The following is a 22486-nucleotide window of genomic DNA, read 5'->3' as shown; positions in this document are numbered from 1 at the left end:
CGATACCCGGTTTTTGGCGTACTCATTCGCGACTGCCATGGCGTCCTGGTAGTTCTGCAGAGCCTCGGTCGTTTCCCGGCCGTCGCTGATCGAGATCGGGTCCGAGGTGGGCAGCGAGTTGAGTGTGGACTGCATGACGTCATTCATCTTGACGATATGGTTGTACCAGGTGCCGGCGAACAACCAACCACTGCTCTCTGCCGTTTTCAGGAAATCGGCGCGTGCCCGGTCATTGGTATTCTGTACCGCCGTCTTCGCGGCGTTACGCAAAGTGGTCAAATAATGTTCCGTGGCAGTCTCGATCGCGCCAGGCGCCGGTTTCTGACCGGCGACAATCTGTTGGGCTACCGGGCGCAGCTCGGTAATCATGGCTCGGACTGCTGCAGAGTGGGCCGCCAGGATAGGCTCCTTAATGACTTTGGTGTTGGCATTGCCCTCGCCCGACTCCCAAGACTCTTTCCATGAGATGCCGCCGCATACATCGGGATTGATGTAGGTATTGTCAGGATTGCCATTGCTGTCGACTGCCCGCCAGCGGTAATCGACGGTGGTATAACTGGCATTCGCATAATTCTTGATGGTGTCATACACCGCGACAGGCGGTAAGACGTCCAGCGGCGTCAGATTGCCCATATCCCCGAGATTGGTCACTTTGGCCGGCACGGCTACAGCCTGGATCCGCGTGCTACGCCCAGAGTCCGTGTATTGCTTGTTCATGGCGGCGGCACAGGTCTCAAAGCGGAGAATGTTCGCAGCCAGCGGCCGGGCATCGGGAATCACAGGATTGGAGATCATGTTGTTCTGCGCCACCATTTTGGTGGCCGCTGACCACATCACATCCGCGATGCCGACCCCCTGTAGTGCGAGCCATAGCACTGCGATCTGGATTAGCGAGTAACCGGACGGCAGGGGTAACAAAAACGCCGTGCCCCCCACGGTCCTTATAGGAACCCATATTTCCGACATACGTTTTCCCAGGATCTCGCCATCGTGGGCGCTGTTCACGGTTCCGGTAATGGTCGTATAGGCCACAAACACCATTCCGAGGAACAGCACGGCCGTATTGAAGACGGACATCATTGTGCCCAGCACATCCTTGTCCCCGATGGTCGTAGCATCCTGACCCGAGGCCATATTGACGATGCCGCCGAATACCTCATGGAGGAAATCCACGGAGGTATCGCCAGGTGGAGGCGTGAACTGATGGAGCCCGGAATCGGCAGCCAGGGCGATCGACGAGATCGACAACAGTGCAAGAAGTGTGAGCAGGCGTTTCATCTTTGGCTTCCCCAAATCGCTGATACGATCAGGATGAAATCCGCAGAAAGTAGTAGCGGGATGGGTGCAGCCATAATTAGCCATGCTTGCTGATGAAATAAATAGCTCGTGAATATCCCGAACAGGGCCAGGAATCCGCCTACTGGCCACCAATACCAGCCAGGGATTTTCAAAAAGAGTCTGTGCCATCCTGCAACGGGGAAAACGGCGCTTGCCCAGGCGAGCAACAAAGCGAGAATCGTCTTTAGAATGTTTATTCCAGCCTGGCCGACGGCTGGGGAAGCCATAAATCTGAACAGTGTTTTCATGGCTTCATGCTCCTAGCCTCTTCGTCGTTACATTCCAACTCGCCTTGTAGTATTGCTTGCTCTTCATCCTCGATGGCCTTCTGAAAATCGTTATCCAGAATTGTCGTGGCACTCACAGTGGCTTCGGCAACGATTTTTCCTTGACGGTCTTCCAGCCAGGCCAGACGCTTGTTGCTGTCCGGCTGCTCATACCTGCCCAGTCTCGCAGCATGATCTGCTAATGCCTTGTAAGCGAATATTGGAGAATCATTGGCAAAATCTTGCAGTCCAATTTCTGCCGAATAATCAGGTTCGGATTCCATGCCATCTCGCAATATATAGTGCTGTTGAATCGTCATAGCTGTTTGTTCTTCCATAGTTAATTCCTTTTTTGATAGTTGGCTGCCGGTCACGATGCTGCTGCGTCTGAAAGCCCAATTGCTGCACGTACGTTTTTCATATTGCGTGCCCAGGAGGCCTTACTGACTGCGGGATTTGGAGGCGAGGGGTTTTCCTTTTGGGATTCCTGCCGGAGATGAGCGATTTTTTGTCCTGCCGGCGTGGGAGTGACGCCTCTGGCAAGCATGCCCTGGAACCAGGCAAGTGGGTTCCCAAGGTCTCCCTTAGCTAGTCGAGCTGCCAATTCGTCTAGCGCAAGTTGTTGGGTTTCAAAATCTAGAAAAACCAATTCAGCCGCGATTGTTTTCTGGATTTTGGGATGAAGATTTTTGGGCCAGGACAAACAACTACCACTACTTTGCTCGCTATCTGAGGCGGGTTGTAGTTGTTTTTCTGGGTCAAGAGTCTGGGGTTGTGGGTTGGGTGCGGCAGCTGCTGCGGGGTTTCTGCACCCTTTTTTCGGGGTTTTTTCACCCTTTGAACCCTCAATCTGCACCGTTTCAGGAAAGGGTGCGACAGCTGCGCCTTTTCCTCTTTCCCGCGCCAGAGCTAGTTCTTCGATGAGGCTTGGATGCTTCAAAATCCAGCCAAGGTTGATTTTGAACTCGGTAGGACGACCCCGACCACCCCCTTCAGCGACCTTCTCAAGAAAGCCAGAATCCTCGAATTTTCGGAGATGAGTCTGCACTGTACGTTCTGATGTCCGCGAAAGCTTTGCGACACGGGCAACGGAAGGTCTCACGTTGGTCCCATCCGGATCGGCGGCATCGGCCAGCACGATCGCGATTGAGAGAGAAACGTGATCTCCGCCGGGGAAGTGTTCCAGAACAAGACCAAGGATTTTCGCGCTCATTTTTGGCCAGCTGCAGACTGAGGCTTATGCAGCGGCGGAACGTTGCATGGCAAGAACTTGGTCTGCTTTTGACCGGCGACCGCGCCGCTTGGGCGGTTGTGGTGGCTCCAACGGTTCCAACTTGACAGGAGGCGTAGCTGATTGCTCGCGGGCCTTAAGCCAATCTATGACTGTAGCGCGGAGCCAGATGGTCTTCATGCCCACTCGGATGAATGGCGGCAGAGTCCATGGCCGCCGCGTGATGTCTGCACGTATAGTCTCCGGCGAAAAGGAAAGCAACTCAGCGAGCTCAACGAAATTAAGTGTTTCTTTAAGCATTTTTTCTTTCATTAATTGACTCCAATTTTCACTGCCATGGCAGGATTTGGCAGTTGACGATTGAATAATGCATGCCAATGGCGTGAAAGAAGTGGCGTTGTGCGTATTGTTTGGCCCACCTTCACTGCGGTCTGTGAAAATCGTGAGGTTTTCTGGCACCTGCCTGTTTGTCTGTTTGTTTATATAAATACATACAGACAAACAAAACGTTTAGGGTCGTTTAAGTGATTGAATATGAATAATTAAACGGGACAAAGGTGAACGTTTATGGGGTAAAGGTGAAAGGATATGGGGTGAAAGGTGAACGTTTATGGGGCGTAAGGTGAATATTTATGGGGACCAAAGGCGAATGTTTATGGGGTGTAAGGTGAAAAGATATGGGGCAAAGGTGAATGTTTATGGGGGCAGGGAACTTGACACAGGCGGCCGCCACTCTAATGAGTAAAAAGTAAATCGTACTTTACATTTATTGATCGGTTGGCTATAGTTTTTGACATGGATATTTCTACGATCGGCGCAATCATCAAGAAGGAAAGGACGGCATGTGGCTTGAGTCAAAAAGCCCTGGCTGAGGCTTCGCACGTCTCAAGGGTGACTATCGTTAATCTAGAAAAGGGCAAGGTGGGCGATATCGGAGCCGTCAAGCTCGCGCAAATTGCCGAGAATGTGGGAACTCCGCTTTTCGCAACGGGCAAGAAGATGGACTTCTTCAAAATGACGTTGAACAACGTCAATACCAGCTACAAAAAGACCATGTCGATATCTGACTTGGAAAAGCTGATGCTGAGCGGCAAGATCCCACCTGGATTAGAGGGACAGGTGTTGCACCTGATCGATGAAACGCCTACTTCCCTGGTGGCTGGCGCGATCAAGCAGCTTGCTGCGAAGAAAAATATGCAGGCGAAACAGGTGTGGAAAAATCTGGCGCAGGTGGCAGCCCAGATTCAGACTCCTAACAAGTTCTGGAGTAGCGTTGGATAAAGCGTCACTCCATTTTCCTGATGGACCATGGCAAGAATTGCTTGTGCAGGCCTACAAGCTGCTAGATGACATCGCGAAAGATGGGACTCAGATTCCCAAATGGAGTCTCGGTGGCGGCACTGTTTTGATGTTCCACTATCAGCACCGCAAGAGTAAGGATATCGATATCTTCATCCCTGATCCGCAATTTCTCGGTTACGTTAACCCGAGATTGGGCGGCCCTGCCGAAGATGTCACCTCCGAATACACGGACGCTGCGGAGTACGTGAAGTTGTTTATGCCGCAGGGCGAAATCGATTTCGTGGCGGCCTCTACCTTGACAGTCAATCCATTCCAAGAGCATGTAGTGTTGGGCCGCCGCATCATTTTGGAAACGCCGGTAGAGATCGTTGCCAAGAAAATCTGGCATCGTGGCAATAGAGCAACACCGCGTGATTTGCTCGACCTTGCGCTGGTGATCGACAAGCACCATGGCGATATCCTGGCCAATCGGGAGATTTTCACGAAAAACATCGCAACTTTTATCGAGCAATGTGAGGCCAGAAAATCCATCATGGCGCCAGTCTTCGACGAGATCGAGAAAATCGATTTCAACCTGAGCTTCGATGAATGTTTGGAACGTGCTAAAAACCTCAAAGAGGATCTGCTCAATAGGCGTGTCGGGTGAGCGTGGGGTCGCCTTACCCACCGCCCCGGCGCTACGCGCCGCCTGATGGGCAAGTCCGCTCTTGCGTCACATAAGTATGCGGCGGACTTGTCCACAGGTGCGGGCCGTGGATAAGGCTGGCAGGGTCAGCCGAGCTTTTGAGCTAGCTTTTCCGCCTGCAAATGGGTGTAGCGCTTTAGCATTTGGAGCGTTTTATGGCCACTGACAGCAGCGAGCTCCAACACGGTGAAATCACCACGTTCCGCAAGGCGGGACAAAGCTTCATGGCGTAGATCATGGAATGTGAAATTCTTGACCTTGGCTCTGTCGCAGGCGTAGCGGAAAGCATGGTAGAGAGTTAGGCGCTCAACCGGTAGAACCACACCTGAAACAGCGCGGGGTAGGGCCTTGAAAACCTCAAGAGCGGTGCTCGATAGTGGGACCGCTCGTGGCTCTTCGTTCTTGATTTTCTCCGGATCTGTCAGCATAGCCAGCTTTCGCTTTATGTTCACCTGTGCCCAGGTGAGCGAGAGCAGTTCCCCCTGACGCATTGCCGTTTCGACGGCCAACTGAACCGCTGGCCAGAGCCAAGGATTACGCGAGGCTCGGCACTCGCTCTCAAAGGCCTGCCATTCCTCTGCTGTCAGTCGACGTTCCCGCCCCTTGCCATCGGACGGCTTACGGATCCGTTCGACCGGATTACCACGCGGTAGAACGATGCCTTTCTCTGTCTGTGCGAAACCAAGCACCTTAGAGAGCATGTAGAGTTCTTTCCTTACGGTCGATTCCGAGACCGCCGACCGATCCTTGTTGCCCTTGATTCTCCCGTCACGATAAGAGGCGATTAGTTTCTGATCGAGTGCGGCTAGGCTGTAATCGCCTAGCGCATCATCGAGGCGAGCGAGCTGGAAGCGCCAGGCCTCTTTCTCATCATCGCGTACACGATAGTGATGCGGCGCGAACTCTACCTTGAAGTCTTTGATCAAATCCCGAAGTGTTGTTCGCTCGGCATCGGCGGCGCTTGTGAATGTCCCGACATCCATGTCGCGTTCGGCTGCTCGTGCCCACTTCTCAGCATCCTCTCGGTACATGAAGGTTCTGGTCTGATTCGGATAGCCCTTGCGCCTGATCTGAACATGCCATTGGAAGTCGCCTTTTTTCCTGATCGTCGCCATTACCGGTTCCCCTATGGTGTGCCAGGATTGTGCCAATAAATGCCTAAATGGTCTACAACCCTTGTAACTGACACACTTCTTACTGGCCTGGAAAGCGTGTTTAGGCTAATAGCCTAACGCGGGTTCGAATCCCGCCCTCTCCGCCAGTAAATGATTTTGAGATGTTTCATACCGTCTCGAAAAGTTCCAGAAAACCCGCATGAATGCTTAATTCATGCGGGTCTTTTGCTATCTCACTTTGTGTCTTTACTTCTCGATTTCTTATGTATAGATTCATGTATAGCTCGATCCTATACATGGGAAATCTATATAAATGGCTCTCAACGACACTAAAATCAAGGCTTTACAGCCAAAGGACAAGTCCTATCAGGTAACCGATGGGGATGGGCTTGCGCTCAGGTCGAGCCTTCTGGCCGGAAGCTTTGGCGTTTCCGCTACGCTATTTTTTCGGATGGAGCCCCTTCCGGTTCATGAAAATCCTTAACCTTGATTCATGACTAACAGTAATGCTTTTATTGGGATATAAAATATAATGACATCCGCTTATCTGTATATCTCTTTGTAATCTCTCCTAGAGTAACTTTAATACCGTTCTGGTGTCACAACCACGAGCGGTTTTTTTTGTCCGTAATATTTGGTAGAGAAGACAATGGATCAAGTAGAGAATACATGTACATGCAGCGTGTGCGGAGTGGTGCAGGAAAAAACCAATAAAGGAAATTTGCCCAGATGGTGGGTTCGGGAGATGTCTGGCGGAGGTGTGGGAGAAGCCCGTTTGTTATGTGCGGATTGTGCCGCCGGTATCCCGATCAACGAACGCCCTGCGCAGAAGTCTTATACTTCCCATATTCCGCTGTTTACCCCTGTGCCGGCAGAGTACAAAAAAAAGAGGGCGCTGAAATAATGTGAAAGGATGGATCCTGGATGCGGGATCGCAAGAACCCTGAAAGCAGCGATGAAACGGAGCAGAATGCGCCTGTATGCAGGGAGTGCACCCATTATTACGTCACCTGGGACGATAGTTTTCCGTATGGGTGCCGGGCAATGGGATTCAAGAGCAGGCGCAATCCGCAACTCGATGTCCTGCGGGCAACGAATACTCATTGTGTGACGTTTGAATCCCGACTAAACAGCCGCTCTGCCTGAAGCTATGTTTTTAATCGGCATGATGGGCCGCTGGTGGCGGGCAGTGCGCCGGTGTTATCGATCGACCTGATATCCGCGCCGGCTAACCATGGGCAAGAAAGAGATGTCTTGGCCGCCAAATTTGAATTTGCAGGTTTTTCCATAAAATACAGCCGCTAAGGCCATCCTCTACCGTTCTGCCTAATGAAAATCATGAGGTGAAGATCATTTAAACCTTGATATACAACATGGATAATGTAGTTAAAATGATCCCGTTATCCTGTTGATGAGATTTTATGTACTTCGTCACTCCATATCTGGCGGTGGGCCGCCGTGCCGATGCAGAAGATGCGGAAAATCTTGCTGCGCACGGCATCAAGTCCATCCTGTCTTTGTGTGCGCTAGTCAGGCCGGACGGGATTGCCCGCCAGTTGAGCATGGACATCAAGGACCGGGCTGCTTTGCCGGCAGAGTTCATCGGCGAGGCCATGGGTTTTCTCAACGCGCAGATTCAGGCAGGGCGCAAGGTACTGGTGCATTGCGAAATGGGGATTTCACGTTCGGCGTCGATTGCGGTCGGCTATCTGCACGGGTTTCATGGCATGCCGCTGGAACAAGCGCTGGCCAAGGTGCGGGAAGCCAACCCGATGGCCGATCCGCATCCGCTGCTGCTGGAGTCGATGCGCAATTATTTTTACCGGCCGGCTGAAGCGGTCGATCTTTCCGGCAATGAAAATCCGCTGGGACCATCGACGCTGGCCGTGGCAGCCATCAACGGCGCCGTTGCCCGGTTGCATCGCTATCCGGACAAGGATGCGTCGGCGCTGCGCGACAAGCTCGCGGCCAGGCTTGGCGTAGCGGTGGAACAAATCATCCTGGGCAACGGCTCGTGCGAGCTGATCGATCATCTTGCCCGCGCCTGCCTGTCTCCCGGCGACGAAGCCATTATTCCGCTGCCGTCGTTTCCGGTTTACCGCTCGGCAACCAGGGCAGCCGGCGGCACGGTGGTTCCCGTTCCGATGCCGGAGGGCGCTTACTGCGTGGAAGGCATCCTGGAAAAAATAACTCCGCATACTAGGCTGGTAATGATCGGTTCCCCGAACAACCCGACCGGCACCATCCTCGGCGAAACCGAACTGCAGCAGTTGGTCGACGGGCTGCCCGAGCAGGTGTGGCTGCTGGTTGACGAAGCTTATCGCGACTATGTGGATGCGGCCGAGATAGCCGATGCCATGGCCTGGGTTGCCAAAGGCAAAAACGTCATCGTCATGCGTTCCTTTTCCAAGGCGTACGGACTGGCGGGGCTGCGCATCGGCTACGGCATCGCCCCGGCCTGGATTGCCAGGGCGATAGACCGGCTGCGCCAGAATTACAACACCAATTCCATGGCCCAGCTGGCCGCCGCCGCGGCGCTGGATGACGCCGCTCACTTGGCCCGCACCCGCGCCAACAATGCGTCCGAGCTGCAGCGCGTGCAGCGGCGGCTGAGCGAAATGGGCGCTTCCTATATTCCGTCCCGGGCAAATTTCGTGCTGGTGCAGGCCGAATCGGATATTGCCGAGCGTCTGGATCGGGCCGGCATCAAGGTCAAGGACATGGCGCGCTTCGGCGCGCCCGAATATTTCCGGGTGAGCATAGGCCTGCCCGAGGAAAACACCAGGTTTCTCGATGAATTCGAAAACATCCTGCAGGAATCCAGAGAAATTTCCCAACCAGTTTTTGCGTGAAAAGGAGAAGCGGCATGGTAATGATGATGGCTCCGGGAGGCACGCCGGAAATGGCGCGCGCCGTTCTGGATGAAGGCGCGGACGCGGTCTACGTGGGCGTGGTAGGCTGGAGCCGCCGCGGCGCCCAGGACGAGCTCAACGACGACGAGATTCGCCATACGATCGATTACGCCGCGACCAAGGGCAAGGAGGTGCGGGTGGTGGTGAATACCTTGCCGAGCTCGACCGAAATCCCGATGTTTCTCGAACATATCCAGCGCTACGCCAGCTGGGGCGCACGCGGTTTCATGATCAGCGATATCGGCGCCATCAAGCTGGCGCGCGAGATTCTGCCCGCGGACGTGGAAATCCATACCAGCGTCGGCTGCGGCATCACCAATTACGAGGACGTCAAGTTCCTGGGCGATGCCGGTGCGGATTACGTGGTGCTGCCATACCGGTTGACGGTAGAGGAAATCCGCCAGATTACGTCCGAAAACGACGTCGGTATCGAAGTGTTCCTGTTCAAGACGCCCTCCGGCGGCAAGATCTGCCCCGGCAAATGCATGATGAGCAGCTATTTCAGCTTCCGCCGCTGGCTGGACGCGAACGGCAAGGACCATTTCCACGGTTCGGCCTCGCGCGGCGGCGACTGCCTGCGCGTATGCCAGACCGACTGGAAATTCAATATCGGCCAGGTCGAGTTCGACGAGCCGATGACCATCAAGGAAAACCCCGCGTTGTGGCTGGAAGAGTTGCCGGAATATCTGGAGGCCGGCGTCGGCTGCCTCAAGGTGCCGGGGCGCGACCGTTCGCCCGAACTGGTGCGCAGCATTACCCGCGTCTACCGGCAGGCGGTGGACCAGATTCTCGGATCGGACAATCCCAACCTCGCCCAGTACGCCCAGGAACTGGAAACCTTGCGCAGCCGCTGGCGTACCGAGCGCTCCAAGCGCGACAACCGCCTGCTGACCGAAGCGGAAAAAGAATCGCGGCGTGCCATGGCGGCCACGCTTTAAGAAGCTGTTATGAACCAGGAGAACCCCATGTTTGAACTATCCACCGAAGCCTGCAACATCAAGGAACTGCGCGAAGGCGACTTTTCCCCTTACGACGCCACCTACCTCGGTGACTATTCCTGCCCGGAATATCCCAACAACTTCAGCTCCAACGTCGATCAGTTGAAGGCCGGGCTGGAGCTAGTGAAAGCGCGCGGCCAGAAGTGCTATCTGCGCATGTACGCGGTGCCCAGCAACCACGATCTGCCGTGGGTGGAAGACCTGATGGACGAGGCGCTGACGATGCCGTTCGACGGCTTCGAAGTGCACAACCTCGGTTTGCTGCGCATGCTCAAAACCAAGGGTTGCCAGGTGCCGGTGCACCTCGGCGTGTTCGGCAACCTGTATACCCACGAAACCGCCAAGGCGCTCAAGGATTACGGCGTCGCCCGCGTCTGCCCCAATCCCGAGCTATCGCTCAAGGAAATCGCCTACATTGCGGAAAACACGCCGATCCAGGTGCTGGTGCCGGTGCACGGCAAGATTCCGCTGGTGATCTCGGAAACCTGTTTCATCATGGAACACAGCGAAGAAGGCTGCGCCGACGACGGCAGCTGCACTTACGCTTGCGCCGACGAGCACTGGCTGAAGCGCGGCCGCAACGACGGCAGCCGTGCCGACTGGTCGCTCAAGGATACCGGCCGCATGACGCTGTCGGGCAAGGACCTGTGCATGGTGGAACACGCCCAGACGCTGGTGGAGATGGGCTTCAACGCCTTCTACGTGCAAAGCAAGGGCGAAGGCAAGGACTACGTCGGCCGGGTGGGGCGCATTTATCGGGAAGCCTTGGAGAAAGCTTTCGCCGGCGAAGCGGCGCTGGACTACGCACCGGTGATCGCCGACCTCGGCTCCTTCGCGCGCGAAGGATTGTGCAACGGCTATTACTTCGAAAGCGCCGGCCAGCGTTACTTCGGGAGATCCTGACATGGCGCAATTGCTGGCCCCCGGGGGCTCGGTGGAAATGGCGTGCACGGCGGTGGACGAGGGCGCCGACATCATTTATGTCGGCCCGCTGGGGTTCTCGCGCCGGCCTTACGAATCGGAGTTGACCGACGCGGAAATCCGCGAGGTGGTCGATTACGCCGCGGACCATGATCGCGAGGTGCGGGTGGTGCTCAACACCTATCCCAGCCCGTTCGAAATGGACGCGTTCCTGGCCAAGGCCAAGGCCTATGCCGATTGCGGCGTTTCCGGCTTCGTCGTCACCGATCCCGGCGCGATCCGCGTGCTGCGCCGGCTGATCCCCGACACCCTGATTCACGTCAGCATCGGCAGCGGCGTCAGCAACTGCCTGGATGCGGATTTCTACCGCGCGCTGGGCGCCGACGTCATCATCCTGCCTTACCGCTGGGATGTGGAAGAAATCGCCGCGGCCAAGCAGGCCAGCGACATCGGGTTGGAAGTGTTCCTGTTCGAGACCGTGCAGACCGGCAAGATCTGCCCCGGCAAATGCATCATGAGCAGCTACCTGCGCTTTCGCGAATGGCTGGATGTCGAGCAGAAAGTGAACTTTTACGGCAGCGCCAACCGCGGCGCCAAGGAATGCTACCGCGTATGCCAGGCGTCCTGGGAGTTCGGCACGCCGGACAGCCCGCAGCCGATCGAACTCAAGCTGCGCCGCGATGCCCGCCTGATGCTGGAGCAGTTGCCGGCCTTCATCGACCAGGGCGTGACCTGCTTTAAGCTGTCCGGCCGCGAGCGTCCGGTGGCGATGATCCGCGATCTGGTGCGCTTCTACCGCAAGGCCATCGATACCGTGCTTGCGGGTGAAACCAACCTTGATCGTTACGCCGGCGAACTCGCCGAACTGCGCGTGCGCTGGGTGCGCGAGAAAAGCAAGCGCGTCGACACGCTGATGGACCGAGCCAATAGCTATGCCGTCTGAAACAACAGCGCTGCCGGTGCTGCGGGCCTCGTTCGAGGCGACCGGCAGCGGACGCTGGCTGATGCAAACCATCGTCGAGCTGGAGCTGGACCGCAACAACGGCTTTGAGCTCGACCTGGCGTTGTCGGGCGATAGCGTCAAAGGCGCGCTGCAAGCCACCGAAGCCCGGCTTGCGGCGGGCGAGGTCGATTTCATCGATACCGACTGGCTGTCCATTGCCCGCTGCCGTCGCGCCGGCCTGCATGTCACCGGCGCGGTGCCTTACGGCGCGATTTTCGGCGGCATGGTGGCGCCTAACGCGGGCGAATTGCGGACCTTGGCCGACCTGCCGGGCATGACCATAGGCGTGGTGCGTCGTCAGGACAAGAACTGGCTGCTGTTGCGTGCGTACTGCAAGGCCGCGCTGGGTTTCGATCCGGCGCTGGTTTGCCAGTTGGTGGAAGCCGGCTCCAAAAGTGCGCTGCACGAACTCCTGTACGGCGGCGAGCTGGATGCGGCGCTGCTGTTCTGGCATCAGGTGCCTGCGCTGGTCGCTGGCGGCGATTTCTTCGAGGTCTGCGATTTGCTGGATCTGCTGCCGGAGCTGGGCGTGCGCTGCGTGCCTTCGACATTTTTCGTATTCCAGGATGCGCTGGTTGCAGCCCATCCAGAACTGGTGCGCGGCTTTGCCGCCGCGCTGCGTGCGGCCTACCGCGTGCTGCATGCTGATGCTGATGCCTGGCAGCAGGCGACCAATTGCCACCGGCCCGACTGGCAGGCACTACGCGGCAAGTGGCTCTCGCGCATGCAGCCCTATTGGCAGCCGGGCATGGCGGCGGACCTGGCCAAGCTGACCAATTATCTGGGCGCCTTCGATGCGGAGGCGCAATTCAATGGATTACCCGAGGGCACGCTCTCGGCGTCTTTTCTTCAGTGAGGAACAACATGACGGTACTGATGGCACCTGGAGGAACTCTGGACATGGCGCTCCGCGCTTTCGAACGCGGCGCCGATTCCGTATTCGTCGGCCCCAAAGGCTGGAGCCGACGCCCCGCCAGCGATGAATTGACCGATGCCGAAATCGGGGAGCTGATCCGCCAGGCCAAGTTGCAGGGCAAGGACGTGCGCATCGCGATCAACGTGATGCCGGCGCCCTCCGAGGTGGACGCTTTTCTCGCCAAGATCGAGCCTTACGCGGAATGGGGCGCCGGCGGCGTGATGGTGTGCGACCCCGGCTTGATTCCGCTGGTGCGCAAACGTTTTCCTCAGCTGGAAATCCACGTCAGCGTCACCGCCGGCGTGTTCAATACCGAAGACATCGGTTTCTACGACGAACTGGGCGCCGATTACGTGGTGCTGCCTTACCGCTGGGGCGTCGCCGAAGCGGAGGAAATCCGCCGCGCCAGCCCGATGAAGCTGGAAGCCTTCATGTTCCAGACCTCGCATCGCGGCCGCATCTGCCCGGGGCGCTGTTATTCCAGCAGCTATTTCCACGTCAAGCATTTCCGCGACGAGGACGCCAAGGATCACTTCGTCGGCTCCGCCTCGCGCGGGGGCAGCTGCTACCGCATCTGCCGCGTCGAATGGTCGCTGCGCTCCGGCGACTACCAACACCCGCAGGCGCCGACGCTGAAAAGCAGTCCGGAGTTGCTGCTGTGGGAGTTGCCGGAATACGTGGCGATGGGCGTGGAGCGTTTCAAGATTCCGGGGCGCGAGCGTTCCCCCGAACTGGTGGCGGATATCGTCGGCTTCTACCGCCGCGCGCTGGATCACGTGCTGGCCGGCAATCCGAATATGTGCGGCTTCGCTTCCGAGTGGGAGGATCTCAAGGCGCGCTGGACGGGAGAACGGACAGGTCGCGACGACGACCGCGTGGTCCGCGCAGAGCTGGCGGCGTGAGCGCCAAAGTGCTGGGCCTCGGCGAGATCGACGAGGCCGATGCCGCGTTGGTCGGCGGCAAGGCATTTCATCTGGCGCAACTGCTGCGTGCGGGTTTTCCAGTTCCGGCCGGGTTCTGCCTGACCACGGCGGCGACGGAAATCTGGAACGATGACGCCAGGCAGGCGCTGCTGGAAGCTTATCGCCGCATGGGCGGAGGCAGCGTCGCCGTGCGCAGTTCGGCGCCCGGAGAAGATGGCGAAAACGCGAGCTATGCCGGCATCTTTTGCAGCGTACTGGCGGTGGATGGCGAAGCAGCATTGATCGCAGCGGTCGAACGCTGCCTGGCTTCGCTGCATGCGCCGTCGGCACGCCGCTACCGCGACAATCTCGGCATTGCCGCAACACCGGCGATGGCGGTGCTGATTCTGCGCATGGTGGACGCGCGTGCGGCAGGCATCGCCTATACCTGTGCGCCGCTCGATCCCGCGCGCCGCCATATCCATGTCAACACCGTATGGGGTCTCGCCGAGCCGCTGGCTTCGGGGCGCGTGGAAGGGGACGGGTTTGTCGTCTCCCGTTCCGGTAAACTGTTGCACCGCAACTTGACCGACAAGCCTTTCCGGCTTACCGCCGCAGGCGAGCAGGCCGTCCCGGAACCCTTGCGCCAAGCCGCCAGCATGACGGATGCCGAGGCAAAACTGGTCGCCAGGCTGGCGATCAAGGCGGAAAAATTCTTCGGCAAGCCGCAGGATGTCGAGTTCGCGTTCGATGATGGCCAATTATGGCTGTTGCAGTCGCGTCCGATTGCGGTGAGTGCCGAAGATGCCGTCGAGGTGGAGCAATACCTGCGCCGCGAGCGCAGGCGCCTGGCGCGCAAATGCGCGGCGCTGCGGCGCAAGGGGGTCGTATCGGGCAGCGACATTGTCTACAGCAACGGCAATATCGGCGAGCTGCTGCCGACGCCGACGACGATGAGCTTCGGGCTGTTCCGGCGGATTTTCGCCGGCAAGCAGGGCAGCATCGTTACCGGACGCTTGCGGCTGGGGTATTGTTTTTCGCCTGATGTAGCCCACCACCTGTTCGAGCGCATCGCCGGTCAGCCGTATTTCAACCTGGAACTGGACGCCGCCACCTTCGACTACGGCGCGTCGCCGCCGATCCAGTTTTACCTCGATCAGGTATGCGTCAATCCGGCCCTCGCCAATTACCCCGAGGTCAACCTGTATTGCCAGCACTACGCCACGCCGGACGAAGCACATGCTTTTAGCGAACCCGTCGCGGCCAAGGCAGTCCGGCTTGCCGGCGTATTCCGCGCACATTTGGCCGGACATGCCCGCAAATTCCTGCCGCGCTTTCCCACCGAGATCGAGCCCAGGCTGGCACAGCCGGCGACACACGAGTGGCAAGCTTATGCCGCGCCGCAGGCGGTCGAGGCTGTCGGCGCCCTGATGCGGAATTTGCGCGCATTCGCCTGCGTCGAGTTCGTGGTGGCGGCGCGGCTGGGTTTCTATTTTGCCGCGCTGGCGCGCCGCCGTCTCAGCCGTCTGCTGGGTGCGGAAGGCGAAAACCTGTATGCGCTCCTGCTTTCGGGCCTGTCTGGTAGCCTCGTGACGCAGCAGACGCTGCACCTGGAACAGGTCGCGCGCGGCGAGCAGGATATGGCGGCGTTTCTGGATATGTACGGGCATACCGCGCGCAACGAGCTGGAAATCGCCGAGCCGCGCCTCGCCGAATCGCCGGCGATGCTGGAGTCCATGCTGCACGACCTGAAACATAGCGGGCGCAGTCCCGCCGAAGATTTCGCCCGCAAGCAGGCGCAGCGCTTAGAGGCCGAACAGGCGCTGATAGAAAGTCTGCACGCACGCGGCGTCGGCGACGAGGATAGGCGCGAACTGCTGGAAGACCTGGAGCTCGCCCAGCGTTTCCTGCCCTTGCGGGAGACGATCAAGCATTACTACACTGCGCGCTATGCCGAGATTCGCCGCGGTTTGCTGCGGCTGGAGCGCTTGCTGGGCTGGGAGCGCGACCTCATATTTCACCTTTACCCGGAAGAGCTGTCCCGTGCCGTGCGCGACCCGGCCGGTTTCGAGCGCCGTGCGACGGCCCGCAAGAAGGACTGGCTGCTGGCTGCCAAGGCGGTGCGCCAGCAAAGCCTGCCGGACGTCATCTTTGCCAGCAACCTGCAGGCGATGACAGGGCGGGCGGGCAGTCCGGACGATGGCGAAAATATGTTACAAGGCACGCCGTTATCGCCGGGCAGGATACAGGGCATCGCGCGCATCATCGACCCCGCCGACTTGGAGTCGCAGGAGTTTTCCGGCAACGACATCCTGGTTCTGCGCTCGGCCAATCTCGGCATTGCGCCCCTGCTGCGCGTCGTGGCCGGCATGGTGGTCGAAGTGGGCGGGCTGCTCGCGCATGGCGCCTGCCAGGCGCGTGAAGCCGGCGTGCCTGCGGTGGTGCTGCCGCAGGCGACGCATTTGATCGCCAACGGCGTCACATTGTGCCTGGACGGTAGCCTGGGCACGGTAGAGGTCGTCGTTGCGGAAGAGAAAAGAAAATCCAGCCATGAACGCGCCTGCGAAACTGTTTGATCTTACCGGCAAGGCCGTGCTGGTCACCGGCGCCGGCGCCAACGGCGGCATCGGCCATGCCCTGGCGCTGGGGTTCGCCCGCGCCGGCGCACAGCTGGCGATTGCCGATATCGACGCCGAAGGCCTGGCGCGGACGCATACCGAACTGGCCGCGCTGGGAGGCACGCCGGTCAGCGTGCTGTGCGATATTGCGGCGCCCGAACAGGTCGCTGCCTTGTATGAAGCCATCGATCTGGCTTTCGGCCGGGTCGATGTATTGGTCAACGTGCCGTTTTATTTTCCCAGGCGGGTCAAGCCGCACGAGCTGGAACTCGCCGATTGGGAGCGCATGCTGGCGGTCAACATGACCGGCTATTTCCTGTGCTGCCGACAGGCGCTCTCCCGCATGCTGGAGGCGGGCAGGGGCGCCATCATCAACATCGGCTCCAACGCCGGCGAGTTGGCGCTGGGGCGCGGGGCGTTTCCCTACAGCGCCACCAAGGCCGCGATTCACCAGATGACGCGCGAGCTGGCGGTGGAATACGGCGGTAACGGCATCCGCGTCAATGCGTTGCTGCCCGCGCAGACATTGACCCCTGGTTTGCGTGAACATCTGCAGACGCCGCGTTTTCGCGACCACGTATTGCCGCGCATCCTGATGGGTTTGCCGCAGGGCCGCCTCTTGGAGCCGGAAGATCTGGTCGGGCCGGCGCTGTTTCTGGCCTCGGACGCCGCTGCGGCGGTCAACGGCGTATTATTGCCGGTGGATGGCGGCAACCTGGCGCTGAATGCCGGCGGCAGCCACGCCTGGCCGGCTTCATAATCATGCCCTGCCTGCGTATCGAAACCACCCAGGGATGGCTGGAAGGGAGCAGCGAAGCACTATTCGACCGTATCGACGCGGTGCTGTGCCGGGTGCTCAAAGTCCCGCCCGACGATTCGCTGATACGCCTGAACGAATACCCCAGGGAGAAAATGCGCCTGCCGGCCAAGTCCGGCCAGCGTTATGTATTCATCGAAGTCGCATTGTTCGCCGGCAGGTCGCTGGAAACCAAGCGCGCGCTTTACGATGGGCTGACGCAGGTGATGGCGGATTTTGGCGCGGCAGCCGGGGATGTAACGATCGCGCTGCACGAAGTAGCGCTGGAGAACTGGGGAATCGAGGGCGGCAAACCCGCAAGCGACATCGCGTTCGGCTTTACGATCGCGATCTAGGGCATGCCTGCCTGATCAGACTTTATCGAGTATCAGCTGCCCGCGCCAGCCCTGCGGAACCTCGAGCGATTGCGCGAACGAGACGATTTCCTTCACCGGCAGCTGGCGCACCACTTCGTTGGTCTTCTTGTCCATTATCTTGAATACCGCGATGCCGGTGATCTGGTCTTTCTCTATAGCCGCGAAAAGGTTTTGCTGTTTTTTAGTAAATGCGTCGTTGACCTGCCGGACGGCTTTTTCGGTATCTCCGTGGGCATCATCCGCGGTTGTGGTCTGCTGCTCATGAGCAGCTTGGGTGGTTTTCTGGGTGGATGGCTCGTGATCTGAAGTGACGGCTCGGCCGGAACTCCTGGGCTTGCCCGTGTTCTGGCGATTGGGGGTGGTGATGGCTGGGGATGCTATCGCTGAAACGTCCACGCCGAATCCTCTCGTTTAACGGTTAACGCAACGCCTGGTTTTTGGTCACAGCTGGCTGCGCACAGCAACTGCCGGATATTCTACCCGCCAACAAAGCCGAAGAAAATAACCCTGGGCCAAACCCGATATTTTTTATCAACTTTACGCGACGATGGCTTAGCGTTTAAGCTAGTGCGAAACGTTGGCTTTGATCTTTTCCTGCCCGCAGCAAAAGGAGTACATCATGAACGATAAAGAACTCGTCGCCCGCCATGCGGCCGCACTGGTGCAGGACGGCATGCTTGTCGGGCTGGGCACCGGCTCGACCGCCAATTACTTTATCGACGAGCTGGCGCGCCGCCGCAACGAAGAAGGGCTTAAAGTGACCACGGCGGCAAGCTCGGTAGTGAGCACGATCAAGGCGCGGGAGCTCGGGCTGCCGCTCGTCTCCATCGAACACCTGAGCCGGCTCGACCTTTACGTCGACGGTGCCGATGAAGTCACTCCGGAAATGGTGCTGCTGAAAGGCCGCGGTTCCGACCTGGTGCGGGAAAAACTGATGGCGAAAGCCAGCGACAAATTCCTGGTGCTGGTCGACCAGAGCAAGCTGGTCGGCCGCATCGGAGAAAAATTTCCGATACCCGTAGAAGTGATGCCGTTCGCCTGGCAGTTGGCCAGGCGAACGCTCGAATCGCTGGGCGGGCGCGGCAGTCTGCGCCAGAACGCATCCAAGGACGGCCTCGCGGTCACCTCCCACGGCAGCCTGGTGCTGGATATGACCTTTGAGCCGACACTGGGCAGCAAGATGCTGGACGAAATGCTGAACGCCACGCCGGGCGTGGTCGAGCACGGCATATTCCGCGGGCTGGCCAGCGCGGTTTTCATCGCAGAAAACGGCCGGGTGCAGGAGCGCCTGGCTTCGGTTTACTAGTGTGAACATGCCCTAGATATTCCGCTGCAAATGCGCATAGGGCGGCAGCGTCTGTAAACGGGTATCCGTGAGCGCGCCGCCGACCGTGAAGTGATACATGCTCTGCAACGACAAATCCTTGATGCCCAGCAGTTCATGCACCGCATCGTCGAAATAGCAGCCGATACCGGTGCCGCGCACTCCCGCCGCTTCGGCTTCTAGATAGAACATCTGGCCGATGATGCCGGCTTCCCAGAATAGCTGGCGGTAAACCCAGGGTTTTTCGGTCAGGCTGACCTCGAATTCCGCCAGCATGCCGAGACTGAACGCGCCGTCGGCGGCGATCTCCTGATGGCAGGAAAGGGTTTGCGCCGCATCCCGCGCGTCGGCTGCCAGCAGGCGGTAAAGCGTTAAATGTTCCGGGCATCCTTGCGGTCGCAGCCACTCGAATTCGGGCATCAACACATCGCGCAGCTTTGGTTTGGCCTGCCCGTTGCGCAGCAATACGTAAAGCCCCGGCGCCAGGCCGTCTACGCGGTGCACGAACAGCGCCAGATGCACTCGCGCCTCCCAGCCGATTGCGTCGAACGGCGGCACGCCAGAGCGCGGCAGCGTCATGTCCAGCATGCGGTAGAACGCGGCGGCGGAAATCGAGGTGACGCCGTCGAAAGCCTGCGCGCTGCGGCGCTGCATGACGATGGTGGCGGCGGATTGTCCGCATGGGCTGGCGAGCGGCTCTGGCAGCGCCCGCGGCTGGCGGAAAAGCTCGTCGGTCGCGGGTTTGAGGCAAGCCTGCGCCGCTGCTTCGATCACCGGCCAGTCATCGAGGCGATACGGGGACAGCGCATTGGCGCGGCCTTGCCAGTGGCCGTTGCCGGCGGCTCGCACAATCGTTTCCGCAGCTACAGGCCCTATTGTCCCGGCTGTCACCAGCAGCATCGCGTCCGGGTGTTCGCGCTCGGCCTCGCCGAAATCCTGGTCCCGGTCCAGCCCCAGCGCGGCGGCGATTGCCGCGTCGCCCCACGAATCCAGCAGCCTGACCTGCCAGCCCAGCATCGCCGCGGCGATGCGCGCCGCCGCAATCGCATGGCCGGCATCGTGCTGGCAATAGCGGTAGGCGCGCTCGCCGTACTTCCAGGCTTCGCGCCAATGGATGGACGATATTCCCAGCAGGAAAGCATCCGGCGTCAGCGCGACGCTTGAGTGGCAGCGGTGCTCCAGCACGTGATCCCGGCTCAGGTAGTGATGTGCGCCATCTGCTATGCCATCGCAGCCGTTGGTAATCACATAAGCCTCGGTCGGGTGCAGGTTGCCGCTGGAAGGGTTGCAGCGCAGCGCCCAGCGGTTGTAGCCGTACTGTTTCCAGGCGGAAAGGCCGAAAGCGTAAGCGAGCAGGGCGGCGATATTGGCCTGTGTCAGCGCCTGCGCCGCAATCTTGCCGGGTTGGAACAGGCTGGTGTACAAAGGCGCGGCATCAAACGCAGGCAAGGGCAGCTCCAGTCGCGCGCAGCCTTCAAAGCTGCGGAAAGCATTGGGCTGACTACCCCAGTCCAGCCCATGCGGGCCAGCGGCATAACGGTACAGATGGTGCTTGGTGCGCTGGTGGTAGCCCAGCACGGTATCGAGAGCGGAATTCACCAATTACCGGTTGGCCAATGCCAGGGCCTGATCCGGTGCGGTATGGGGGCAATGCGATGGAATGGTCACGGTACGGTTGCGGCCGCCGCGCTTGGCCTGGTAAAGTGCCTTGTCGGCATCCTCGAGCATTCTGCTGCAATCGACCAGGCAGCTCTCGCACGCCGTCGGCAGCCATGCCGTCACGCCCAGGCTGATGGTCACCGGGATGCTGCCGTGGCCAATAGACAGTGGGATGGCTTCCACCGCGCGGCGCAGTTTCTCGGCAAGCGCAAGGGCGCCGGTTTCGTCGGTGGCGGGCAGCAGCACGCAAAACTCTTCGCCACCGTAGCGTCCGAGAGTGTCCTGCCGGCGCAACTGCGAACTCAGCAATGCAGTCACTTCCACCAGCACCGCATCCCCGGCGGAATGCCCATGCTCGTCGTTGATGCGCTTGAAAAGGTCGATGTCTATCATCAGCAGCGCCAATGGCAGGCGGCTGCGCTGCGCGGCCGCCATATCCTTTTCCGCATGCGCCATAAACGCGCGGCGGTTGAAAATCCCGGTTAGCGAATCGGTCATCGCCAGCGCGCGGATTTCGCGGTCGGCGCGCTCCTTGATCATCAGGATGAAGCCCAGGGACCCCAGCAGATCCAGCGCGGTCACGCAGACGAACACCGCCAGTTGCACCGGGTTGGGGGCGACGGAAGTATGCGGTGCGGCAAATACGTAGGCCCCCGTCAAGGCGGCAATGGAGCGCAGCGCCAACATCGGCAGCATCACCACGGCAGATCCGAAAATCAGCCACCATGCACGCCCCGTGCGCGATTCCATGTCGGTACGCAATACCTGAATAATCATCAGCAGCTGCACGGCATACACCAGGCTTCCATAGCCGATGCGGCTGCGGACATCTTCATACGGCAGGGAAGCGAAGAGCAATAATGACAGCAGAATAGGCAGCAGGCACTGCCAGCGCGGCCAGGCCCATTGGCGATATTCGTAAATGGCGGCGAGCTTCAGCGATTGCGCCGTCGCCATCAACAGGTTGGCGACGACGATCGAAAGTATATCGGGAATCATGCCGCGTGCCGCGATCAGCAGCCACACGACCGATTCCAGCGCCAGGGCTCCGGCCCATTTGCGCAACCCCTCACGCTCCCTTCGATGCGAAACGACAGCCAGGCTCAGCGCCATCAGGCCGCTGATCAGCATCAATGAAAACAGCAGGGTTCTATTATCCAGGAGCATGCGAGTGCTGGGCGAAGAAGTTAACCCATTGTAATTAAGCGATGGATGCTAGGCCAGCGGTAAACGGTAGTAAGGCAGAGGCTTTTCGCCCGACTAATCTCCAAACTCGACGGAGAACCGTAATGTCTCGACTACTAAATTCGCAACTGGCCGTCGTGCTGGCCTTATCGATGGCAACGCCAGCCTGGGCAGGCGCATGTAGCGTCGGCAGCGGGCCGGTCCGCGCCGCCTTGCTGGAGCTATACACCTCGGAAGGCTGCAGCAGCTGCCCGCCCGCCGACCGCTGGCTGGGCAGGCTGGCGGCGCAAGGCTTTTCAGCCAATCGCGTGGTTCCGCTGGCGCTGCACGTGGATTACTGGGATTACATCGGCTGGCAGGACCGTTTCGCCAAACCGGCATTTACCGCCCGCCAACGCGAGCAGGCCGCGATTGGTTTCGTCTATACGCCGCAGGTAATGCTCAACGGCCAGGATTTTCGCGGCTGGGGCAGTGCCGCGCGGTTTGAAGAAACCGTTGCGGCGATCAACCGCACGGCGCCGCGGGCCGATATCAGGCTATCGCTCAACCAGGCGCCGGGCAAACTGGAGGCCGATATCGTCGTCCAGCTTGCCAAACAGGAAGACGCCGCCGTTTATCTTGCACTTTACGAAAACGACTTGAGCACGCAGGTGAAAGCTGGCGAAAACAGCGGTACCACGCTGCACCATGATTATGTCGTGCGCGAATGGCTGGGGCCGTATGCCGCCAACGGCAAGCATATCAGGCAGACAATCGCACTCAAACCCGGGTGGAAAGCCAAGGACTCAGGCATCGTAGCCTTCGTGCAGAACCGCGGCAGCGGCGAAATATTGCAGGCGCTGGCGAGCAAATTGTGCGAGTAGCGCAGAATCCTAAGCTGACAACAGTGGAATTCCGCGATTATGATGTTCGACTTAATCGCGAAAAAGGTGAGCCCA

The 22486-nt window shown here is 59.0% G+C and carries 22 protein-coding genes; 13 read left to right on the top strand and 9 right to left on the bottom strand.

Annotation, left to right across the window (positions count from 1 at the left end; all coding sequences use genetic code 11):
- The 5 genes from VGK14_RS04425 to VGK14_RS04405 all read right to left on the bottom strand — a co-directional run.
- A partial coding sequence (locus VGK14_RS04425; RefSeq protein WP_331507717.1) for a DotA/TraY family protein occupies window positions 1–1278 on the bottom strand: 1278 nt, incomplete at its 3' end.
- The gene (locus VGK14_RS04420) at window positions 1275–1586 is read right to left on the bottom strand and encodes a hypothetical protein (RefSeq protein WP_331507716.1); all 312 of its coding nucleotides are present in this window, start codon (window positions 1584–1586) and stop codon (window positions 1275–1277) included. The genes VGK14_RS04420 and VGK14_RS04425, both read right to left, overlap by 4 nt.
- Window positions 1583–1942 carry a hypothetical protein gene (locus VGK14_RS04415; RefSeq protein WP_331507715.1) on the bottom strand — a complete coding sequence of 120 codons (360 nt, stop codon included), beginning with the start codon at window positions 1940–1942 and terminating at the stop codon, window positions 1583–1585. Before VGK14_RS04415 ends, VGK14_RS04420 begins: the two co-directional genes overlap by 4 nt.
- Before the next feature lie 32 nt (window positions 1943–1974).
- Window positions 1975–2817 (bottom strand): hypothetical protein, encoded by an 843-nt coding sequence (locus VGK14_RS04410; protein ID WP_331507714.1) that lies wholly within the window; start codon window positions 2815–2817, stop codon window positions 1975–1977.
- A gap of 24 nt (window positions 2818–2841) precedes the next feature.
- The gene (locus VGK14_RS04405; RefSeq protein WP_331507713.1) at window positions 2842–3294 is read right to left on the bottom strand and encodes a hypothetical protein; all 453 of its coding nucleotides are present in this window, start codon (window positions 3292–3294) and stop codon (window positions 2842–2844) included.
- Window positions 3295–3630: 336 nt separating this feature from the next.
- On the opposite strand from VGK14_RS04405, the gene VGK14_RS04400 reads away from it, so the two are divergent.
- A complete protein-coding gene (locus VGK14_RS04400) occupies window positions 3631–4116 on the top strand; it encodes a helix-turn-helix transcriptional regulator (protein WP_331507712.1) in 486 nt (161 codons plus the stop codon).
- Window positions 4109–4783: a nucleotidyl transferase AbiEii/AbiGii toxin family protein gene (locus tag VGK14_RS04395; protein ID WP_331507711.1), complete on the top strand. Its 675-nt coding sequence runs from the start codon at window positions 4109–4111 to the stop codon at window positions 4781–4783. The genes VGK14_RS04400 and VGK14_RS04395 overlap by 8 nt, the downstream gene beginning before the upstream one ends.
- A gap of 125 nt (window positions 4784–4908) precedes the next feature.
- Here the strand turns inward: VGK14_RS04395 and VGK14_RS04390 are convergent, their stop codons facing one another.
- A complete protein-coding gene (locus VGK14_RS04390; RefSeq protein ID WP_331507710.1) occupies window positions 4909–5937 on the bottom strand; it encodes a site-specific integrase in 1029 nt (342 codons plus the stop codon).
- Between the two features lie 1421 nt (window positions 5938–7358).
- On the opposite strand from VGK14_RS04390, the gene hisC reads away from it, so the two are divergent.
- From hisC to VGK14_RS04345, 9 genes are read left to right on the top strand one after another with little or no spacing between them, the layout of a single operon-like run.
- The gene (hisC, locus tag VGK14_RS04385) at window positions 7359–8789 is read left to right on the top strand and encodes a histidinol-phosphate transaminase (RefSeq protein WP_331507709.1); all 1431 of its coding nucleotides are present in this window, start codon (window positions 7359–7361) and stop codon (window positions 8787–8789) included.
- Between the two features lie 14 nt (window positions 8790–8803).
- Window positions 8804–9787, top strand: coding sequence for a peptidase U32 family protein (locus tag VGK14_RS04380; RefSeq protein ID WP_331507708.1), 984 nt, complete (start codon window positions 8804–8806; stop codon window positions 9785–9787).
- 27 nt (window positions 9788–9814) lie between these two features.
- Window positions 9815–10750, top strand: coding sequence for a peptidase U32 family protein (locus VGK14_RS04375; RefSeq protein WP_331507707.1), 936 nt, complete (start codon window positions 9815–9817; stop codon window positions 10748–10750).
- Window position 10751: 1 nt separating this feature from the next.
- Window positions 10752–11711 carry a peptidase U32 family protein gene (locus VGK14_RS04370; protein WP_331507706.1) on the top strand — a complete coding sequence of 320 codons (960 nt, stop codon included), beginning with the start codon at window positions 10752–10754 and terminating at the stop codon, window positions 11709–11711.
- Complete coding sequence (locus tag VGK14_RS04365) at window positions 11701–12627, top strand: ABC transporter substrate-binding protein (RefSeq protein WP_331507705.1); 927 nt, start codon at window positions 11701–11703, stop codon at window positions 12625–12627. The genes VGK14_RS04370 and VGK14_RS04365 overlap by 11 nt, the downstream gene beginning before the upstream one ends.
- 8 nt (window positions 12628–12635) lie before the next feature.
- Entirely contained in the window at window positions 12636–13589 is a 954-nt protein-coding gene (locus tag VGK14_RS04360) for a peptidase U32 family protein (RefSeq protein ID WP_331507704.1), read from the top strand.
- Complete coding sequence (locus VGK14_RS04355; protein ID WP_331507703.1) at window positions 13586–16165, top strand: PEP/pyruvate-binding domain-containing protein; 2580 nt, start codon at window positions 13586–13588, stop codon at window positions 16163–16165. Before VGK14_RS04360 ends, VGK14_RS04355 begins: the two co-directional genes overlap by 4 nt.
- Window positions 16140–16967, top strand: coding sequence for an SDR family oxidoreductase (locus tag VGK14_RS04350; protein ID WP_331507702.1), 828 nt, complete (start codon window positions 16140–16142; stop codon window positions 16965–16967). The genes VGK14_RS04355 and VGK14_RS04350 overlap by 26 nt, the downstream gene beginning before the upstream one ends.
- A gap of 2 nt (window positions 16968–16969) precedes the next feature.
- Complete coding sequence (locus tag VGK14_RS04345) at window positions 16970–17359, top strand: tautomerase family protein (protein ID WP_331507701.1); 390 nt, start codon at window positions 16970–16972, stop codon at window positions 17357–17359.
- A gap of 15 nt (window positions 17360–17374) precedes the next feature.
- Here VGK14_RS04345 and VGK14_RS04340 read toward each other — a convergent pair whose 3' ends face one another.
- A complete protein-coding gene (locus tag VGK14_RS04340) occupies window positions 17375–17776 on the bottom strand; it encodes a flagellar protein FlaG (RefSeq protein ID WP_331507700.1) in 402 nt (133 codons plus the stop codon).
- A gap of 223 nt (window positions 17777–17999) precedes the next feature.
- On the opposite strand from VGK14_RS04340, the gene rpiA reads away from it, so the two are divergent.
- The gene (gene rpiA / locus VGK14_RS04335; protein WP_331507699.1) at window positions 18000–18686 is read left to right on the top strand and encodes a ribose-5-phosphate isomerase RpiA; all 687 of its coding nucleotides are present in this window, start codon (window positions 18000–18002) and stop codon (window positions 18684–18686) included.
- A gap of 12 nt (window positions 18687–18698) precedes the next feature.
- On the opposite strand, the gene VGK14_RS04330 is transcribed toward rpiA, so the two are convergent.
- Together VGK14_RS04330 and VGK14_RS04325 are read right to left on the bottom strand one after the other, a co-directional pair.
- Window positions 18699–20303, bottom strand: a complete 1605-nt coding sequence (locus VGK14_RS04330) for a nitroreductase family protein (protein ID WP_331507698.1) — start codon at window positions 20301–20303, stop codon at window positions 18699–18701.
- A 3-nt stretch (window positions 20304–20306) separates the two neighbouring features.
- Window positions 20307–21530, bottom strand: coding sequence for a GGDEF domain-containing protein (locus tag VGK14_RS04325; protein WP_331507697.1), 1224 nt, complete (start codon window positions 21528–21530; stop codon window positions 20307–20309).
- A gap of 122 nt (window positions 21531–21652) precedes the next feature.
- Here VGK14_RS04325 and VGK14_RS04320 point away from each other — a divergent pair, with 122 nt between their 5' ends.
- Window positions 21653–22411 (top strand): DUF1223 domain-containing protein, encoded by a 759-nt coding sequence (locus tag VGK14_RS04320; RefSeq protein ID WP_331507696.1) that lies wholly within the window; start codon window positions 21653–21655, stop codon window positions 22409–22411.
- The last annotated feature ends 75 nt before the right edge of the window (window positions 22412–22486 follow it).

The organism is Novimethylophilus sp. (assembly GCF_036504375.1).
Taxonomy (GTDB): Bacteria; Pseudomonadota; Gammaproteobacteria; order Burkholderiales; family Methylophilaceae; genus Novimethylophilus.
The sequence above is the reverse complement of the archived record's forward strand: the minus strand, read 5'-3'. Positions and strand labels throughout refer to the sequence as shown.

Bases quoted from the DNA above. Each gene is read 5' to 3' on its own strand.
- VGK14_RS04420 (WP_331507716.1), bottom strand. From the start codon at position 1,586: ATGAAAACACTGTTCAGATTTATGGCTTCCCCAGCCGTCGGCCAGGCT.
- VGK14_RS04415 (WP_331507715.1), bottom strand. From the start codon at position 1,942: ATGGAAGAACAAACAGCTATGACGATTCAACAGCACTATATATTGCGA.
- VGK14_RS04410 (WP_331507714.1), bottom strand. From the start codon at position 2,817: ATGAGCGCGAAAATCCTTGGTCTTGTTCTGGAACACTTCCCCGGCGGA.
- VGK14_RS04400 (WP_331507712.1), top strand. From the start codon at position 3,631: ATGGATATTTCTACGATCGGCGCAATCATCAAGAAGGAAAGGACGGCA.
- VGK14_RS04390 (WP_331507710.1), bottom strand. From the start codon at position 5,937: ATGGCGACGATCAGGAAAAAAGGCGACTTCCAATGGCATGTTCAGATC.
- hisC (WP_331507709.1), top strand. From the start codon at position 7,359: ATGTACTTCGTCACTCCATATCTGGCGGTGGGCCGCCGTGCCGATGCA.
- VGK14_RS04380 (WP_331507708.1), top strand. From the start codon at position 8,804: ATGGTAATGATGATGGCTCCGGGAGGCACGCCGGAAATGGCGCGCGCC.
- VGK14_RS04375 (WP_331507707.1), top strand. From the start codon at position 9,815: ATGTTTGAACTATCCACCGAAGCCTGCAACATCAAGGAACTGCGCGAA.
- VGK14_RS04370 (WP_331507706.1), top strand. From the start codon at position 10,752: ATGGCGCAATTGCTGGCCCCCGGGGGCTCGGTGGAAATGGCGTGCACG.
- VGK14_RS04365 (WP_331507705.1), top strand. From the start codon at position 11,701: ATGCCGTCTGAAACAACAGCGCTGCCGGTGCTGCGGGCCTCGTTCGAG.
- VGK14_RS04360 (WP_331507704.1), top strand. From the start codon at position 12,636: ATGACGGTACTGATGGCACCTGGAGGAACTCTGGACATGGCGCTCCGC.
- VGK14_RS04350 (WP_331507702.1), top strand. From the start codon at position 16,140: ATGAACGCGCCTGCGAAACTGTTTGATCTTACCGGCAAGGCCGTGCTG.
- VGK14_RS04345 (WP_331507701.1), top strand. From the start codon at position 16,970: ATGCCCTGCCTGCGTATCGAAACCACCCAGGGATGGCTGGAAGGGAGC.
- rpiA (WP_331507699.1), top strand. From the start codon at position 18,000: ATGAACGATAAAGAACTCGTCGCCCGCCATGCGGCCGCACTGGTGCAG.
- VGK14_RS04325 (WP_331507697.1), bottom strand. From the start codon at position 21,530: ATGCTCCTGGATAATAGAACCCTGCTGTTTTCATTGATGCTGATCAGC.
- VGK14_RS04320 (WP_331507696.1), top strand. From the start codon at position 21,653: ATGTCTCGACTACTAAATTCGCAACTGGCCGTCGTGCTGGCCTTATCG.